This is a genomic window from Lentzea sp. NPDC060358 (genome assembly GCF_042725365.1).
Lineage (GTDB): Bacteria > Actinomycetota > Actinomycetes > Mycobacteriales > Pseudonocardiaceae > Lentzea.
Genome location: NZ_JBHXCW010000044.1, coordinates 25,759 through 42,671 on the forward strand (window position 1 = coordinate 25,759; position 16,913 = coordinate 42,671).

Consider the following 16,913-nt stretch of genomic DNA (forward strand, 5'->3'; position numbering starts at 1 on the left):
GTTTCTCGGGCGTGGGCGACGCGCACACGGCGCCTCACTTCCGGCACGCGTGCGCCTCGCGCGCTATGCGGCCGACGCGCGCACGCCGCGACACGGCACGTGCCGCGCCACGCTGGCCGCGCACAGCACGTGCCGTGTGCGGCCGACGCGCGCACGGCACCCCGCCCCGACACGGCACCCCACCCCCACACGGCACCCCACCCCCCACACGGCACGCCACTCTCGACACGCACACCCCACCCCCGACACGCGTGCACCTCGCCCGCCACACAGCCGACGCGCGCATGCCACCCCCACGCCACCCACGCCGCCACCCCCAAGCCGCAAGCCCGAACCGGGCACACCCCTGCCCGTTTCCCCGCAAGCGCCAGCTCAAGCCTTGCCCAATTCGGATGCGATCAAGGTCGTACGGTCCCTAACCTCGGCTCATGAGGCTGCTCCTGTGGTTCGCGCTGGCGTGCATGTGCGCGCTCAGCGGAGACATGGTGCTCGCGGCCGTGACGACGGCGCTGCTGCTCGGCTGCGCCACCGACCACGGCCGCTGCTGACGCCGTTGTGCGCGCCGGGTCCCACCAGCCCGGACGTGATCACCTAAACCGGTACGCCGTCCGGTACGTACCCCTTCCTGAGTGGAGCTCGTCCGCTCGCCGCCGCTCGAACCCCCGGTCGCGGACTTCACGAGAGGGCACACATGGGCAAACACCACGACGACAACCGCCGGCCGAAGGTCATCGCGGCCAGTGCCGGTCTGCTGGCGGTCGCGATCGCCGCGGCGACGTTCACCGCGAGCCAGGCGGCGTCCGACGTGAGCACCACGCCCGAACGCGCCACGGAGACGTTGCGGGAGAAGGCCACCACGTCCGGCACCGCCTGGGCCGTCGACCCCGGCACGAACGAGGTCGTCGTCACCGCGGACAGCACCGTCACGGGGGCGCGGTGGGACAGCCTGAAGTCCACTGTGGACAAGATGGGCAAGGGTGTGCGGCTCGAACGGGCCGAGGGCACGTTCCGGCTGTTCGCCGAGGGCGGTGACGCGATCTTCGCGGGGGGCAGCCGCTGCTCGCTGGGCTTCAACGTCGTCACCAACGACAACCGCCCCGCCATCCTCACCGCGGGCCACTGCACGGCCGCCGGACGGCAGTTCTCGCTCGCCGCGGGCGGCCGGGCGGCGGCGACCGTGGCGCGGTCCACGTTCCCCGGCAACGGCGACTTCGCGCTGCTGACCTACAACGACCGCAACGCCGACGCGCCCAGCCAGGTCGACACCGGCAACGGCAACCGGGTGCAGATCCGGCGCGCGGCCGAGGCCCAGGTGGGCCGGCAGGTGCAGCGCATGGGCAGCACGACGGGCCTGCGCTCCGGCCGCGTCACCGCGCTCAACGCCACGGTGAACTACCCCGAGGGCCGCGTCACCGGTCTCATCCAGACCACGGTGTGCGCCGAGGGCGGCGACAGCGGCGGTCCGCTGTTCGCGGGCAGCGACGCGATCGGGCTGACGTCCGGCGGCAGCGGTGACTGCCGGCGCGGTGGCGTCACGTTCTTCCAGCCCGTCACCAAGGCGCTCGCCGCGGTGGGCGCGCGCATCCCCTAACGCACCGACTGGGCGAAGGCGAAGACCTCGTCCGGGTCGTACTTCGCGGCAACCTCGCGCAACCGCCCGAGGTTGCCGCCGTAGTACGCCTCCGCCCACCGGGGCATCTGCGGGTCGATGTAGTTGACGTACCCGGTGTCGCCGACGAGCGCGCCGAGCCCGTCGCGGACCCGGCCCATCGCGCGGGCGGCCTCGGTGGCGCCGGCGGGCGGCGTCTTGAAGTAGACCTGCGCGGACGCGAGGGCCGCGCGGTGCGGGAACGCGGTGGCGTCCGGCGCGACGTCGGCGACCGCGCCGCCCAGGCCGTCGAAGATCAGGTAGGACTCGTCGGACTGACCGTTCATCAGCGCCACGGCCCGCGCCGGGTCGCTGATCGGCTCGCGCACGATCCGCGACGACGCGACGAACGACTCGTGCTGCACGCCCGTGCCCGCGAAGTACTGCACGGCACCGGAGTAGCTCTGCGGCTGGACGAACCGGTTCGCGGCAGCGGGCAGGCCGGACAGCAGCGAGGACAGCGCACCGGCCGAACCGGCGAAGCACCCGCCCACGCGGCACGTCGGCTGGGCGCCGCCGCGGACGTTCACGTTGGACCACAGCTCGTTCGGCGCCCGCGCGATCCAGGTCTGCCACGCGCCGAGCACGTCCGCCGTCGCACCGGCGGGGTACTCCAGCGAGAACACGGTGACCTCGGGCGCGGGCACGGTGGAGAACACGAACTCGGTGACGATCCCGAAGTTGCCGCCCCCTCCGCCGCGCAGCGCCCAGAACAGGTCGGGCTCCTGCTGCGCCGACGCCGTGACGAGCCGGCCGTCCGCCGTCACGACCTGGGCCGACACCAGGTGGTCGCACGTCAGCCCGTACTTGCGGGCGAGCACGCCGATGCCGCCGCCCAGCGTCAGGCCCGCGACGCCGACGGACGGGCACGTGCCGGTGGGCAGGCAACGGCCCGACGCGGCCAGCACGCGCGACACCTCGCCCAGCGCCGCACCCGCCCCGATGCGGACCTGGTCGCCGGGCAGCACCTCGACCGCCGCGAGGTCGCGCAGGTCGACCTGCAGGCCGTTCTCCGGTGTGGAGTACCCGGCGTAGCTGTGCCCGCCGCTGCGGGCGGCGACGGGCGCGCGCAGCCGGACGGCCTCGACGCACGCCTGCACGTCGGCGGGGGAGGCGACCCTCGCGACGGCGGCGGGCTTGCGGCCGTCCCACACCGGGTTGAAACCCTGGTAGGCGAAGTCGTCGCCACCGGGCAGCGCGAGCCGGCCGGCCAGGCGGGAGCGCAACGCGGCCCAGTCGGGCGGTCCACCCGGGACGGCCGGACTGGACGGTGCCAGACTGGACGGTGCCGGACTCGGACCCGGCCCCGGCGGGGGAGTCGCGCCGCAGGCCGCGAGCGCGGCACCGGTACCGGCCAGCCCGGCGACTTTCAGGAACCCGCGTCGATCCACCCGGCCGATACTGGCACGACTTGATCACCTCCGCGCGGGGCGGCTACGGGACCAGCACGATCCTCCCGCCGGTGGTGCCGGCGGCCTGCCGGGTCCACGCGTCGGTGACGTCGGCGAACGGCACGACCTCGTGGTCGACCGCGAGGGACCCCTCGACCGAGTACCGGGCGATCGTCGTGATCGCGTCGGCTCGTTGCCGCGGCGTCAGTTCGTTGTTGGTGTACCCGGACAACCGCAGCGAACGGCTGCGCAGCAACGACGACGTGACCGGGCACGTCTCGCCGGCCGACGACCCGAGGTTCACCCAGCGCCCGCCGGGACGCAACGCCTGGGCGGCGGCCGCGGCGGGAGCGCCGAACAGCGGGTCGAGCAGGAGGTCGGCACCGGTCGCCACCTCGGTGAAGTCGGCGTCCAGCCCGACCACCGCGTCCGCACCGGCTCGCCGGGCCCGTTCCCGGCCCGCGGCCGACCGCGCCGCGGCCACCACCCGCCCGGCGCCCGCCAGCCGCGCCAGCTGGATCGCCGCCTGCCCGACGGCACCGGCGCCCAGCACGACCACCGTGTCACCGGCCGCCAGCTCACCCCGCCACGTCAGAGCCATGTGCGCGGCGACGGCGGACAGCCCGAGCGCCGCCAGCGCGACCGGGTCGACGCCGTCCGGGAGGTGCACGAGGTCTTCCCGCCGCGCCAGCGCTCGCGCGGCCATGCTGCCGTCACCGGGCGCCATTCCCGCAGTGGTCGGGAACCACACCGCGCGGCCGCCGACCGTGCCCACGCCCTGCACGCCGGGCACGTACGGCGTCGCGGGGACGCCGAAGTACGAGGTGCCGTCCGCGCACAGCAGGTCCAGCGGCGTGAGGGGCGCGGCCAGGACGTCGACGACCACCTCGCCGGACGACGGGGAAGGCTCGTCCCGGTCAGCGAGCGACGGCGGCTGACCGGGACGGGCGATCAGTGCTGCGCGCACGGCTGGAGCACGAAGTCGTAGCGGGCCTCGATCCACGGCATCTCGACCGCGGTGCCGTCGGGCGCAGTGCCGGGGTCGCGGGGTTCGAACGCGACCACGAGCTCCTGCTTGGTGCCGAACACGACGTCGCTGTCGAGGTACTCCGCGCCCTCCTCGAACAGGTGCGTGATCAGCGGTTCGTGGTCCTGCGCGGTGACGAGGAAGTGCACGTGCGCCGGCCGGAAGTGGCTGATCGCGGTCTGCTCGATCAACGCGCCGACCGGCCCGTCCATCGGGATCGAGTAGCCCTTCGGCGCGATGGTGCGCACGCAGTAGGAGCCGTCCTCGCGCGGGTGGTACTTCGCCCGCAACCGGGCCTCGTCGACGTCGAGCTGGGACTCGTAGGCGCCCTCGGCGTCGGCCTGCCACACGTCGAGCACCGCGCCGGAGACGGGCGAGCCGTCGAGCGACCGGACGGTTCCCGTGATGTAGAGCGGGGTTCCGTCCACGTCGTCGGACATGTCGCCGCCGAAGCCGAGCTCGGGGGAGCCGTCGATGTGGAACGGGCCGAGCACCGTCGCGGGCGTCGCGCCGGGGTCGAACCGGTGGTTCATCTGCACGACGAGCATGCTCAGCCCGAGCACGTCCGAGGCGAGGATGAACTCCTCGCGCTTGGAGTCGCTGATCTTCCCGGTCGCGGTGAGCCACTGGATCGCCGTCATCCACTCGGCTTCCGTCAGCCGCACCTCACGCGCGAAGTCGTGCAGGTGCTGGACGAGCGAGGTCAGCAGCTGGGCCGTGCGCGGGTCCTTCGCGGTGGCCCAGCGCTGCTGCGCCAGCTCGGTGATGTTGTCCTCGGTGACGAGGTGCATTGCTCACTCCTCTGCGGGCGCGACCGACCGCGTGTTCGAGTCCACGGACAGGAAGATGTCGTTGGCGACCGGGTGGCGCAGCTCCTCGGCGAGCTGCCCGATCAGGCCGGCCGTGCGGGCCAGCAACGCGAAGCCCCGCAACAGCTCCAGCGGCAGACCGAGGTCCGCGAGCGCCGCGCCGCACGTGCCGGCGCCGTTGAGCGGCAGGGTCTTGCCGAGCACCCGCGGGTGCACCCGCCCGATCGCGGCGAACAGCGAGAGGTGCGGCCCGGTCAGGCCTTCCTCCTCGGCGATCTGGAACAGCCGGGGCGTGCGCGGGTCGCCGTTCTTGTGCACGTGGTGCCCGAGACCGGGGATGCGTGCCTTCCCCTGCGCCCGCACGGTTTCCAGCGCGAGCGCGTCCCAGCCCGCGTCGTCGGAGGGCAGATCGGCGGTGGTCACCACGGCGTTGAGGAACCGGCTCGCGTCCTCGGTGACGCCGAGGAACCGCGACCCGCCGCCGAGCAGCCCCGCCGCGAGCGCGCCCTGCACGGAGTCCGGCGCGGACAGGTAGGTGAGGCGGCTGACGATCGCGGTCGGCGTGAACCCGTGGTCGGCCAGCGCCGCGAGCACCGCCTCGAACAGCCGCGTCTCGCCGGGGGACGGCCGGCGCTGGGTGGCGAGCCAGAACGCCAGCTCGCCGAACCCGACGCTGCCCATCACGTCCCGGGCGAGGTCCTTGCCCAGCAACGTGATCGTGTCGGGCGTCGACGCGCCGAGCGCCGTGTCATAGACCGTCACGGTCCTCCTCCAACCAGGCGCGCAGCTGCGCGCCGTGCTCGTCCAGTCCCGGCGGCGGCAGCTCGTACACCGCCGGCGTCTCCGAGAAGCGGATCGGGTGCCGCGTGGTCGGCACGTCGCCGACCACCACGACGGGGTCGAGCCCGAACCGCTCGGCCATCGCGAACCCGCCGTCGATCGTGTTGATCGGCCCGCACGGCACCCCGGCCGCGACGAGCAGGTCGAACCACTCGACGGCGCCACGGGTCCTGAGCCGTTCCTCCAGCACCGGCCGCAGCTCCTCGCGGTTGCGGGTGCGGTCGGCGTTGCGGGCGAACCGCGGGTCGTCCGGCACCTCCGGCAGCCCGAGCACCTCGCACAGCTTGCGGAACTGGCCGTCGTTGGCCGCCGCGACGATGAGGTCGTTGTCGGCCGTGGGCAGCGGCTCGTACGGGAACACGCTGGGGTGCGCGTTGCCCATCCGGAACGGCACGGTGTCCCCGGCGACGAACGCCGAGCTGTGGTTCACCAGGCCGGTCAGCGCCGACGACAGCAGGTTGACCTCGACGAGCTGGCCCTGCCCGGTCGCGTCCCGGTGGCGCAGCGCGGCGAGGATGCCGATCACCGCGTGGTTGCCCGCCATCACGTCGAACACCGAGATGCCCGCGCGGTACGGCGGCCCGTCCGGGTCGCCGGTCAGGCTCATCAGGCCGGAGATCGCCTGCACCATCAGGTCGTAGCCGGGCACGTGGCTGCCCTCGCCCGACCCGAACCCGGTGATCGACGCGTAGATCAGCTTCGGGTTGTCCGCGCTGACGGACGCGTGGTCGAGCCCGTACTTCGCGAGGCCGCCCGGCTTGAAGTTCTCGATCAGGATGTCCGCGCGCCGGGCCAGCTCACGGCCCAGCGCCGCGTCGTCGGGGTCGCGCAGGTCGAGCGCGATCGACCGCTTGCCCCGGTTGACGCCGAGGTAGTAGGTCGAGACGTCCTCCCGCACGGGCGGCATCCACGTGCGGGTCTCGTCCCCTTGGGGCCCCTCGACCTTCACGACGGTGGCACCCATGTCGGCGAGCAGCATCGTGGCGTACGGGCCCGCGAGCACGCGCGAGAAGTCGGCGACCAGCAGGCCCTCCAGCGGTCCCCCCATCAGACGGACGTCCTCGTGTCGCCGCGGTAGTCCGTGTAGGTGTAGGGGTTGTCGAGCACCTTCGACTCGGGGATGTCGGGGTTCATGCCCTTGTCCCACGCCTCCTCGCCCAGCCGGCCCTTCAGGTGCTCGACGGTCTGCTCGACCTGCGAACGGATGTGCCCCAGGTCGACGCCCACGAGCTTGTGGTCGCGCTTCACGATCCGCCCGTCCACGAGCACGGTGTCCACATCGGACCGTTGCGCCTGGAACGCGACGTGCCCGTACGGGTTGAGGATCGGGAACATCGCGGGGGAGTTCTCGTTGCGCAGCAGCACGATGTCGGCCTTCTTGCCGACTTCGAGGCTGCCGATGTCCGAGTCGCGGCCCAACGCGCGCGCTCCGCCCATCGTCGCCCAGTCGACGACGTGCTCGGCCCGCAGCGACGAGTGCGTGACGGTGTCATTGGTGGCGTGCGCGGCCATGTGCTCGCGCGAGCGGTCGGCGCCCAGCGTCGTGCGCATCGCGGAGAACAGGTCGGCGCTCCACCACACCGAGGTGTCCATCGACAGCGAGACCGGGATGCCGTGCTTGCGGATGACCCAGGTGGGAGGGTAGCCCTGGCCCGCGCTCTGCTCGCTCTCCGTCGACACGGAGATCGAGCCGCCGGTGGCGGCGATGCGGTGGTAGGCGTCGTCGGTGAGCGACGCGGCGTGGACGTAGACCGTCTCCGGTGTCATGAACCCGTGGTCGTACATCAGCTTGATGCCGTCGTCGTTCGTCGCGCCCCACACGCCCGCGTGGGTGGTGACGGGGACGCCGAGCTCGCGGGCGACCTCGAACGCGGGCTTCTCCGGGAACGACGGGTCGCCGGTGACGTCGAACGCGAGCTGGAAGCCCAGCATGTCGTCGCCGGTGATGCGCCGGGTCACGAAGTCGCGGAACTCCGGCTTCGCGGTCCACGACGCGGGGCTGTCCTGGATGTTGCCGTAGGCGAGGACGAACCGGCCGGGCACCGCCTGCAACGCGTCGACGGCGGCGTCGGCGTGGTCGGGGGTCTGCAGGCCGTGCGACCAGTCGACGGTGGTGGTGACCCCGGCCTCGAGCGCCTCGGCCGCGCTGAGCAGGTTGCCCGCGTGGACGTCCTCGGGCCGGAAGACCTTGCCCCACTCCAGGTAGTACCAGACGAAGTACTGCGTGAGGGTCCAGTCGGCGCCGTAGCCGCGCATCGCGGTCTGCCACATGTGCCGGTGGGTGTCGATCATGCCCGGCATGACGATGCCGCCGGCCGCGTCGACCTCCTCCGTCCCCTCGGGCACCTCCAGCGCGGGCCCGATCGCGGCGATCCGGTCACCGACGACCAGGACGTCGTGGCCGGTCAGCACGCGGTGCTGCCCGTCCATCGTCAGGACCGTGCCGTTCCGCAGAACAACGGGACGTCTTTCACCGACCATGGCGGGCCTCCGTGACCGACAGGCGGACAAGTGTCCGTTGAATCCTCAACCTTCCGGGGTCGTCCGTCAAGCAACTCCCGGCCGGAACTCGGCGTGCGGCACCGAGTCCAGGCGCGCGAAGTCCGCGCTGATGTCGCCCGCAGCCTGCAGCAGCAGCGGCAGGTGGTGCTCGAGCATGCGCTCGACGGACGTCTCCGCCGCGTGGCAGTTGACGTTGAGCGCCGCCACGACCACGCCGTCGCCGTCGCGCAGCGGCGCCGCGATCGACCGGATGCCCGGCGCCAGCTGCTCGTCGGTCAGCGCCCACCCGCGCGCCCGCACCTCCCGCAGCACCGCGTCGCGCTCGGCCGGCTCCGGCCGCCACCGCGCGGTGAGCCCCGACCGCGTCGGCTGCGCGAGCACGGCCTCCAGCTCGGCCGGCGGCAGCGCCGCGAGCTGCACCTTCCCGAGCGACGTGGGCAGGGCCGGGAACCGCGTGCCGATCTGCACGGACAGCGTGACGATCTTCGGCACGGCCACCCGCGCCACGTAGACGATGTCGGACCCGTCGAGCTGGGCGATCGAGCACGACTCGCCGGTGCCCGCGCCGAGGCGCTCCATGTGCGGCCGGGCCACGTCCCACAGCCCCATCGACCGCACGTACGCCACACCGAGCTCGAGCACCTTCGGCGTGAGCGCGAACCCGGCCTCGCCCTGCCGCACGTACCCGAGCTCGACGAGCGTGAGCAGGATCCGCCGCACCGTCGGGCGCGCCAGCCCGGTGACCGACGCGACCTCGCTGAGCGGCATCACCGGGCGCAGCGGCTGGAACGACCGGATCACGTCGAGGCCGCGGGCGAGCGCCTCGATGAAGTCGGGGCCGGTGTCAGGTCTGGCAGGCATGGGCCCAAGATAACGGACACCTGTCCGCTCAGCGTCCCGATGACGCCAGCGCCACGCAGACGACCACCAGCGCGGCGATTACGAGCAGCGTCACCGAGACATCGAGCAGGAAGCCGAGCAGCCGCGCGGTGGCCACGGGCTCAGCCCGAGCGGACGTCCGCGGCCCTGGTGGCCCGCAGGCTGGTCAGCGTCACGATGCCCAGCGTGGCCACGATGACGGCGAGGGAGACGGGCGTCGGGATCTCCGGCACGGCGGGCCAGATGCCGTGCGCCCAGTGCAGCACCAGCTTCACGCCGATGAACGCCAGGATGATCGAGAGACCGTGGTTGAGGTGCACGAGCTTCGCGAGCGCGGTGTGCAGCACGAAGTACAGCGCGCGCAGGCCGAGCAGGGCGAACGCGTTCGTGGTGAACACCAGGTACGGGTCCTCGGTGATGCCGTACACGGCGGGCACCGAGTCGATCGCGAAGACCACGTCGGTGGCGAAGATCGCGACCACCACGATGGCGAGCGGGGTGAGGGCGCGCCGGCCGTTCTCGCGGACCAGCATCTTCGTGCCGCGGTAGTCGTCGGTGACCGGCATCAGCCTGCGCATGAACCGCACCGAGCGCATCTTCGAGATGTCCTTCTCGGCGGTGGCCTCACCGGTCAGCGCCGAGTGCAGGATCTTCACCGCGGAGGCGAGCAGGACCAGGCCGAAGACGAGGAACGCCCAGGTGCCGGCGGACAGCATCGCGGCGCCCGCGGCGATGAACACGCCGCGCAGCACCAGTGCGCCGACAATGCCGTAGAGCAGCACCCGCTGCTGCACGGCGGCCGGCACGCTGAACGCCGCGAGCAGCAGCATGAAGACGAACAGGTTGTCGACCGAGAGCGACTTCTCGACCACGAAGCCGGTGATGAACTCGATCGACTGGCCGCCGCCGAACTCCCACCACAGCCAGAGGCCGAACACGAACGGCAGCGCCAGGTAGAACACGGACCAGCCGATCGCCTCGCGCAGCGACACCTCGTGCGGGCGGCGGGTGACCAGGAAGTCGACGACCAGCAACGCGACCAGCACGGCGATGCTGATGAACCACAGTGCGGGTGATGCCACGGAACCGGGCACAGAGCTCTCCTCGAACGCGATCGTTCGAGGTCTCCTTCACCCGCGGGCGGGTGGCCTCCCGGGGACGCTGCGGAGCGTCCGTACTGACCGGGCAGGCTCTTGGGAAGTACTCCCCTCGGTCCGGACAGTATCACCGTCGTTAAAGGAAAAGTAAACTCGGGGTAAGTGGTTACTTCTCAAGTTGGTCGAGATCACACAGTGGGGGCCATGACCGACAAGCTGTACGCCATCGGCGAGGTGGCCCGCCGGACCGGGCTGAGCGTGAGCGCGATCCGGTTCTACGCCGACGCCGGGGTCGTCGAGCCCGCGGGCCTCACCGCCGCGGGCCACCGCCTCTACGACGTGCGGGCGATCGCCAGGCTCGAGTTCGTCCGCACGCTGCGCGACCTCGACGCGAGCCTCGACGACGTGCGGCGGCTGCTCGGCGGCCGGGTGACGCTGACCGACCTGGCTACGGCGCACCTGTCGCGTTTGGACGACCAGGCCCGCAAGACCCGTGCCCGGCAGGCGGTCCTGCGCACGATCGTGAAGCAGCGCACTGAGGCCGAAAAGGTGATCCTCATGCACAAGCTCGTGTCCCTGTCCGACGACGACCGCGAGCGGCTCGTCGACGACTTCTGGAACGAGATCAGCGCGGGCGTCGACGCCACCCCCGAGTTCCTCGACCTGCTGCGCAGCGAGCGGCCCGTCCTGCCCGACGACCCGTCCGCCGAGCAGCTCGAGGCGTGGATCGAGCTCGCGAACCTGGTGCAGGACCCGGACTTCCGCCGCGCGGTCCGCGACCAGCTCCGCGAGACGTGCTCGACCGACGGCGCCGCGGTGATGATGTCGCCGGAGGTCCTCGGCGAGTTCGACCGGGGAGGGGCGGTGCTGCAGCAGGCGCAGGACGCCCGGCTGGCCGGCCTGCCGGCGGACTCGCCGCGGGCGCGGGAGATCACCGACTCCTACGTGGAGTTCCTCGGCGGCCTCGCCGGTCAGCCGGACACACCGGAATTCCGCCGCAAGCTCGCGGCCGACCTCGTGCTGATCGAGGAGCTGCACCTCGAGTCGCTCGAGGAGGCCGTCACCGCGCCCGACCCGCACACCCGCTACCAGTCGCTGGTGTCGACCATCAACGGCAAGGCGCAGGAGGCCGCGGCGTTCCTGCCGTTCGCCTGGCTCTCCGCGGCACTGACCGCCTCCGTGTGATCTTGTCCCCCGTGCGAGCTACACGCGGGTGTCCACCGCGCGGTGACGTTGCGGCGCCTCGAAATCCCTAGCGTTCCCGTCATCGGCGGCACGGTGCCGCGAACCCCGGACGGAGGAACGCTCGTGCGACTCGTGAAGCAGCTCGTGGTGGTGGCACTGGTCTCGCTGGCGGGCAGCGTGCTCACCCAGGCGATGGGCTGGAACCCGCCCCTGACGCTCGTCTTCGGCCTGGCCACCGCGGCGCTCGCGCTGCTGGCCTACCGCTGGGTGGTGCGCAAGACCGAGAAGCGCGACCCGGCCGAGGCCGACTTCCGCACCGCGCCCGCGGCACTGGGCCGCGGGGTGCTGATCGGGCTGGGCATGTTCGCCGCCGTCATCGCCAACATCGCTCTGCTCGGCGGCTACGAGATCAGGGGCTGGGGCTCGTTCGGCGGCGCCGTGGCGCTCCTCGGGTTCATGGCGGCGGCCGCGGTGACGGAGGAGGTGATGTTCCGCGGGATCCTGTTCCGCATCGCCGAGGAGCGGTTCGGCACCTGGATCTCGCTGGTGGCCACCGGGGTGCTGTTCGGCTTCGTGCACTTCTTCAACCCGAACGCGACGCTGTGGAGCTCGACGGCCATCGCGGTCGAGGCCGGGTTCATGCTCGCCGCCGCCTACGCGGCCACGCGCACCCTGTGGGTGCCGATCGGCGTGCACTTCGCGTGGAACTACGCCCAGGGCGGCATCTTCAGCACCAGCGTCTCCGGCAAGGACGCGCCGAAGGGCCTGTTCGACGGCGCCACGTCCGGCCACGCCGCCATCACCGGCGGCGAGTTCGGTCCCGAGGCGAGCGGGTACTCCGTGCTGGCCGGGGTGGTCGCGACGGTGGTGTTCCTGTGGCTGGCGAAGCGGCGCGGCACCATCGTCCCGCGCCGGACCGCTACCCTCGCAGCGTGATCCGCCTCCTGCGGCGGGCTCCCGAGCTGTGGCGCCGGCTGGACGTCACGGTGCAGGACGCCCCGATCGCGCTGGTCCTCGCTCTCGCCTCGTTCGTCCCCGCGTTGCACGACAAGGGCACGCGCCTCGGTGACATGCCCGGACGCCCGATGGATTCCCTCGCCGTCGTGGTGATCCTGCTCGAATGCCTGCCGTTGGTCGTGCGCCGCCGGTGGCCGTTGGTGTCCGTCGGCCTGGTGTCGCTCGCGTTCGCCGCGGACCAGCTCAGCGGCTACCACACCGTGGCGGGCACGGCGCTGCCCATCGCGCTCGTCAGCGCCGGTCTGCACGTGGCACGGCACCGGCTGGCCGCGATGATCACGCTGACCGCCGCCTACGCGGCGTTGTCGTTGGCGCTGGACCGCAGCGGGTCGGACGAGAACGCGGCGGGCTTCGTCACCTTCTACCTGGCGCTGGTGGCCGCGTGGGGGATCGGCGCGTGGCTGCGGCTCTCGCGCAGCGCCGAGGAGGAACGCCGCGAGCACGTCGCGGAGTCCACCCGCGTCGCCGAACGCACGTCGATCGCCCGCGAACTGCACGACGTGGTGACCCACCACGTGACGGCGATGGTCGTGCAGGCCGAGGCGGCGCGCTACCTCACCGCCGCTCCCGAACGGCTGGACCAGACGCTGCAGACGATCACCGACACCGGCCGCCGCTCGCTGACCGACCTGCGGCACCTGCTCGACCTGCTGAACCCCGACCACAACCCGGAGTCCGTCGGCGACCTGCGCGGTCTCGTCGAGCAGACCCGGCAGGCGGGCCAGCCCGTGGAGTTCGCGGAGGAGGGCGAGGCCGTGCGCGACGCGGGCAGTGCCGAGGTCGTCGCGTACCGGGTCGTGCAGGAGGCGTTGACCAACGCGCTGAAGTACGCGCACGGCAGCCCCACTAACGTGTACGTGCGTTACGGAGAAAGGGAAATCACCGTGGAGGTCGGCACGCGGGGCGCCAGGAGGTCGGCGGCGTCCGGTGGCAGCGGCCGCGGCCTGGCCGGGCTGCGCGACCGCGTCGACGTGCTCGGCGGTGAGTTCTCGGCGGGACACCGGGAAGGCGGCTTCGTGGTCCGCGCGCGCATCCCGGCGGGGAACCCCTCGTGACGGCACCGGTCCGCGTCCTGGTCTGCGACGACCAGGCCCTCATCCGCACCGGGTTCGCGACGATCATCGACGCGCAGCCCGACCTCGAGGTGGTGGGGGAGTGCGGTGACGGCCGCGCGGCGGTCGACCTGGCCCGCCGGCTGACCCCGGACGTCGTGGTGATGGACGTCCGGATGCCCGTGCTCGACGGCATCGAGGCGACCCGGCAGCTCGCGGGCGCCGGGGTCGCCGACCCGGTCAAGGTCCTGGTGGTCACGACCTTCAACCTCGACGAGTACGTCTACGAGGCGCTGCGCGCGGGCGCGAGCGGGTTCCTGCTCAAGGACGCGCCGCCGCCCCAGCTGCTGCAGGGCATCCGGACCGTCGCGAGCGGCGCGGCCCTGCTCGCCCCGGAGGTGACCCGCCAGCTCGTCGGCCGGTACGCCGCGCGCATCCGGCCGGCGAACGAGGCGCAGCACGAGCTCCCGCTGGCACCGCGCGAGCTCGAGGTGCTCCGGCTCATCGCGGAGGGCCTGTCCAACAGCGAGATCGCCGCCGCGCTCGTGATCAGCCAGGAGACCGTGAAGACCTACGTGTCGCGGATCCTGACGAAGCTCGACCTGCGCGACCGGGTCCAGGCCGTCGTCTACGCCTACCGCCGCGGATTAGTCACCTAGGACCAGGCGCGCCAGGAGCACGACGAGGACGAACGCCGGGACGACCAGCGCGACCTTGCCGAACACGGCGAGCATCCCGCGGTTGGTGCGGATCCCCAGCGCCCGCCGCTTCGTGCCGACGTCCTCCAGCGCCGCCTGGATCGCGCGGGCCACGTGGAACGCCGGTGTGCCGTGCCGGTTCTTCTCGCCGGGGAACGGTCCCACCCTCCGCACCCGCGGCCGCCAGCCCTTGTCGAACACGACGACGGCGGACGTCCACTGCTCGGTCCGCACGTCCGCGAGACCCGTCGGCGACGGCAGCAGGGCGTCGAGGCGGTCCGTGAGCCCGTCGTGCTGCCCGGGGACGAGGAGGACCAGCTTGCCCGGCGGCTGCGTGGCGCGGGCCTGCTCGACCTCCCACCACAGCCCCTCGCCCTCGCCGAGCCGCAGGACGATCAGCTGGGACATGCCCATGAGGGCCAGCACGCCGTCCTGCCAGTCGTCGCCCGGCAGGTAGAACCGCGCGGCGCCCAGGTGCGGCAGCCGTTCGCCGGGTTGCCCCACGGCCACCACGGGACCGAACGCCCCGAGCGCGCTGACGAGCTGCTCCTCCCGCGAGTGGATCGTGAGCAGCCCGGACGGCAGCGCGCCCAGGAGGTCGTCGACGACGGCCGCGCCCCGGTCGTCGTCGAAACCCCGGAGGTACAGCACGGGTGCGCGCCAGTCGGAGGCGAGCGTCTGGGCGGCGGTCCTCGTCGACCGCGGCCGCGAGTACCGGAGCACGAAGTACGCGACCACCAGGGCGACCAGCCCGCTCACGAGCATGATCCCCCGCACTCCCCACGGGACGTCCTGCGCGCGCGTCACGGCGACCACGCCGAGGAAGCCCGCCACCATCAGCAGGTAGCCGATCCCGCTGACGACGGCGAACACCGGCCGCCGCCACGCCGGGCGCTTCGGCACGAACCGGTTGACGAGCGCGACGGCCTCGGCGTTGGCGGCCTTCCGGCGGTGCCTCAGGACCACGGCCGCGGCGACGAGCACGGCCCCGCAGACCAGCCACGGCCACGCCCGTCCCCAGGTCCGCGCGGACTCCCGGTCGAGTGCGGCCTGGTCCTCGGCGATCGCGTCCGGGAGGTCGCGGACGAACTTGCGGGCGAGGGCGAAGTCGCCGTCCTCGGCCGAGCCGGCGGCCAGCGAGATCGACGCGCGCGAACTCCGCGCGTCGGAGGAGTGCCGGCCGAACCAGATCCGGACCTCGCGCGCCTGCGCGGCGTCGCCGCGGTCGAGTGCGGCGAGGAAGGCGGCGTGCTGCGCGGGGGCGTCGCGGAAGTCCAGGCTCGCGCGCAGGTCCAGGCCCGCCGTGATGGCCAGCACCAGCGCGACGTAGGCGACGACGGCGGCGGCCGCCGTGACGACCCTGGTCAGTGTCCGCACGGGCGGTAGCCGATCATGGCGCGGGCGGGGCCGGGGGCGGTTCCGGCGGAGATCGCCCGAAGCGAGCAGCGCCCAGCCGCCGCAGGCCCGCCCGAACGCGGACGCGCAACCTTTCGCGCGGTCCGGGCGTCTACACCTGTGCGCGGGCTCTCAGCTGCCGGTCGCGCTCGGCAGGAGCGCCGGGCAGCCGCCCGTCGAGTAGCCGGTGTTGTACTCGAAATGCCACTGCTCGTTTTCGTAACGGCGGCACCAGCCGAGGGTGCTGCCGTTTTTCTCGACCCATTGCGCGGATTCGATCGGCTGGATGTCGACGGCAATTCCGAGAACGTGCATGGAGCGGTCCGGCGGGTTCAGCACGTACCGCGCGGCGAGTTCTTCGGTGCCGAACTTCTCCACCGCCTCGTCGAACTCCTTCTGCTGTTGCCCGCGGCTGCGCTTGCCGTCGTTCAGGCAGAGCTGAACGCCCTGCTGAGAGGCCTTGGAGCGGAGTGCCTGCCACGCCTTGAGAACGTCCGGCGCGAGGCCCTCGGGCTTCTCGTCGAAGTAGCGCGCGTCGATCGGGCAGGGCGGTCCGTCCGACGGTCCCGGCACTTCCGCGAGGATCGCGAGCGCCTTTCCCGGATGGCGGTCGAACACGAGCGTCAATCTGCCCAGGTATCCCAGCGCACCTCCGGCGGAAACCACGAGTGCGACGATCACGAGCACGCCGAACACGACGCGTCTGGAGGTCTTGGACATGAATCGGATAATACGGCCCCGGCTCGCGGCCTCTGTCAGCAACCCGTAACAGTTCGTCGGCAGCCGTGTGCCGGCGAACGTGGCGCGCACCACATCCGTTCGGACCGCAGGGTGTCCAGAAATGTGATCGGTGAACGAATTCTGGCCCCTTTCGCCGCCGGGAAACGAGCTGGCAACATCGGCGTCGGCCGAGAACCGGCCCGTTTTCATGAGGTCTCAGGAGGACCGCTTTCATGTTCGGCCGCATTGGTGCGATCGTTGTTGTGCTCGTCTCGCTGTTCGCCCTCGCCGGCACCGCGCAGGCCGCTTCGGAACCACGCCGGGCGACCGCGCTGCTGGTGTCGGTCCAGTACTCCGACGTCGAGGGCGGTGCCGCCAAGGCGACCGTCCTGACCTGCGAACGAGGTGACCGGCATCCGCGCGGGGCCCTCGCCTGCGCGACGCTGGCCGCCACCGGGACCGACCTCGCCGCGATGAGGTCCGACGACAGGGCGTGCACGTTCCTCCACGCGCCCGTCGAGGTTTCGCTGTTCGGTTTCTGGCGGGGTGAGCTCGTGAACGAGGTGTTCACCTATCCGAACTCGTGCGTCATGCTGGCGCACACCGGTGCCTTGTTCGATTTCTAGGCACCGGCCATCAATGCGGGGCGGGGC

At 72.2% G+C, this 16,913-nt stretch carries 16 protein-coding genes; 6 read left to right on the forward strand and 10 right to left on the reverse strand.

Annotation, left to right across the window (positions count from 1 at the left end):
* Positions 1-691: 691 nt before the first annotated feature.
* Positions 692-1,591 (forward strand): S1 family peptidase, encoded by a 900-nt coding sequence (locus tag ACFWGZ_RS12820; RefSeq protein WP_382451645.1) that lies wholly within the window; start codon positions 692-694, stop codon positions 1,589-1,591.
* Here ACFWGZ_RS12820 and ACFWGZ_RS12825 read toward each other — a convergent pair.
* The 8 genes from ACFWGZ_RS12825 to ACFWGZ_RS12860 form a co-directional block, all read right to left on the reverse strand.
* A complete protein-coding gene (locus ACFWGZ_RS12825) occupies positions 1,588-3,039 on the reverse strand; it encodes an FAD-binding oxidoreductase (RefSeq protein ID WP_382451646.1) in 1,452 nt (483 codons plus the stop codon). The genes ACFWGZ_RS12820 and ACFWGZ_RS12825 overlap by 4 nt on opposite strands.
* A 43-nt stretch (positions 3,040-3,082) precedes the next feature.
* Entirely contained in the window at positions 3,083-4,006 is a 924-nt protein-coding gene (locus ACFWGZ_RS12830) for a zinc-binding dehydrogenase (RefSeq protein ID WP_382451647.1), read from the reverse strand.
* Positions 3,991-4,857: a dioxygenase gene (locus ACFWGZ_RS12835; RefSeq protein WP_382451648.1), complete on the reverse strand. Its 867-nt coding sequence runs from the start codon at positions 4,855-4,857 to the stop codon at positions 3,991-3,993. Before ACFWGZ_RS12835 ends, ACFWGZ_RS12830 begins: the two co-directional genes overlap by 16 nt.
* Positions 4,858-4,860: 3 nt before the next feature.
* A complete protein-coding gene (locus ACFWGZ_RS12840) occupies positions 4,861-5,637 on the reverse strand; it encodes a citryl-CoA lyase (RefSeq protein WP_382451649.1) in 777 nt (258 codons plus the stop codon).
* Positions 5,624-6,763: a CaiB/BaiF CoA transferase family protein gene (locus ACFWGZ_RS12845; RefSeq protein WP_382451650.1), complete on the reverse strand. Its 1,140-nt coding sequence runs from the start codon at positions 6,761-6,763 to the stop codon at positions 5,624-5,626. The genes ACFWGZ_RS12840 and ACFWGZ_RS12845 overlap by 14 nt, the downstream gene beginning before the upstream one ends.
* Positions 6,763-8,196 (reverse strand): amidohydrolase family protein, encoded by a 1,434-nt coding sequence (locus tag ACFWGZ_RS12850; RefSeq protein ID WP_382451651.1) that lies wholly within the window; start codon positions 8,194-8,196, stop codon positions 6,763-6,765. The genes ACFWGZ_RS12845 and ACFWGZ_RS12850 overlap by 1 nt, the downstream gene beginning before the upstream one ends.
* 66 nt (positions 8,197-8,262) lie before the next feature.
* A complete protein-coding gene (locus ACFWGZ_RS12855; RefSeq protein WP_382451652.1) occupies positions 8,263-9,078 on the reverse strand; it encodes an IclR family transcriptional regulator C-terminal domain-containing protein in 816 nt (271 codons plus the stop codon).
* A gap of 140 nt (positions 9,079-9,218) precedes the next feature.
* Positions 9,219-10,190: a TerC/Alx family metal homeostasis membrane protein gene (locus ACFWGZ_RS12860; RefSeq protein WP_382451653.1), complete on the reverse strand. Its 972-nt coding sequence runs from the start codon at positions 10,188-10,190 to the stop codon at positions 9,219-9,221.
* A 207-nt stretch (positions 10,191-10,397) separates the two neighbouring features.
* Here ACFWGZ_RS12860 and ACFWGZ_RS12865 point away from each other — a divergent pair, with 207 nt between their 5' ends.
* The 4 genes from ACFWGZ_RS12865 (at position 10,398) to ACFWGZ_RS12880 (ending at position 14,106) form a co-directional block, all read left to right on the forward strand.
* A complete protein-coding gene (locus ACFWGZ_RS12865; protein ID WP_382451654.1) occupies positions 10,398-11,378 on the forward strand; it encodes a MerR family transcriptional regulator in 981 nt (326 codons plus the stop codon).
* A 123-nt stretch (positions 11,379-11,501) separates the two neighbouring features.
* Positions 11,502-12,314: a CPBP family intramembrane glutamic endopeptidase gene (locus ACFWGZ_RS12870; RefSeq protein ID WP_382451655.1), complete on the forward strand. Its 813-nt coding sequence runs from the start codon at positions 11,502-11,504 to the stop codon at positions 12,312-12,314.
* Complete coding sequence (locus tag ACFWGZ_RS12875; RefSeq protein WP_382451656.1) at positions 12,311-13,450, forward strand: sensor histidine kinase; 1,140 nt, start codon at positions 12,311-12,313, stop codon at positions 13,448-13,450. Before ACFWGZ_RS12870 ends, ACFWGZ_RS12875 begins: the two co-directional genes overlap by 4 nt.
* Entirely contained in the window at positions 13,447-14,106 is a 660-nt protein-coding gene (locus tag ACFWGZ_RS12880; RefSeq protein WP_382451657.1) for a response regulator, read from the forward strand. Before ACFWGZ_RS12875 ends, ACFWGZ_RS12880 begins: the two co-directional genes overlap by 4 nt.
* On the opposite strand, the gene ACFWGZ_RS12885 is transcribed toward ACFWGZ_RS12880, so the two are convergent.
* Together ACFWGZ_RS12885 and ACFWGZ_RS12890 are read right to left on the reverse strand one after the other, a co-directional pair.
* Positions 14,095-15,522, reverse strand: a complete 1,428-nt coding sequence (locus tag ACFWGZ_RS12885) for a hypothetical protein (RefSeq protein WP_382451658.1) — start codon at positions 15,520-15,522, stop codon at positions 14,095-14,097. The genes ACFWGZ_RS12880 and ACFWGZ_RS12885 overlap by 12 nt on opposite strands.
* A 150-nt stretch (positions 15,523-15,672) precedes the next feature.
* The gene (locus ACFWGZ_RS12890) at positions 15,673-16,260 is read right to left on the reverse strand and encodes a D-alanyl-D-alanine carboxypeptidase family protein (protein WP_382451659.1); all 588 of its coding nucleotides are present in this window, start codon (positions 16,258-16,260) and stop codon (positions 15,673-15,675) included.
* 233 nt (positions 16,261-16,493) lie between these two features.
* On the opposite strand from ACFWGZ_RS12890, the gene ACFWGZ_RS12895 reads away from it, so the two are divergent.
* Positions 16,494-16,886 carry an SSI family serine proteinase inhibitor gene (locus ACFWGZ_RS12895; protein ID WP_382451660.1) on the forward strand — a complete coding sequence of 131 codons (393 nt, stop codon included), beginning with the start codon at positions 16,494-16,496 and terminating at the stop codon, positions 16,884-16,886.
* Positions 16,887-16,913 lie beyond the last annotated feature (27 nt).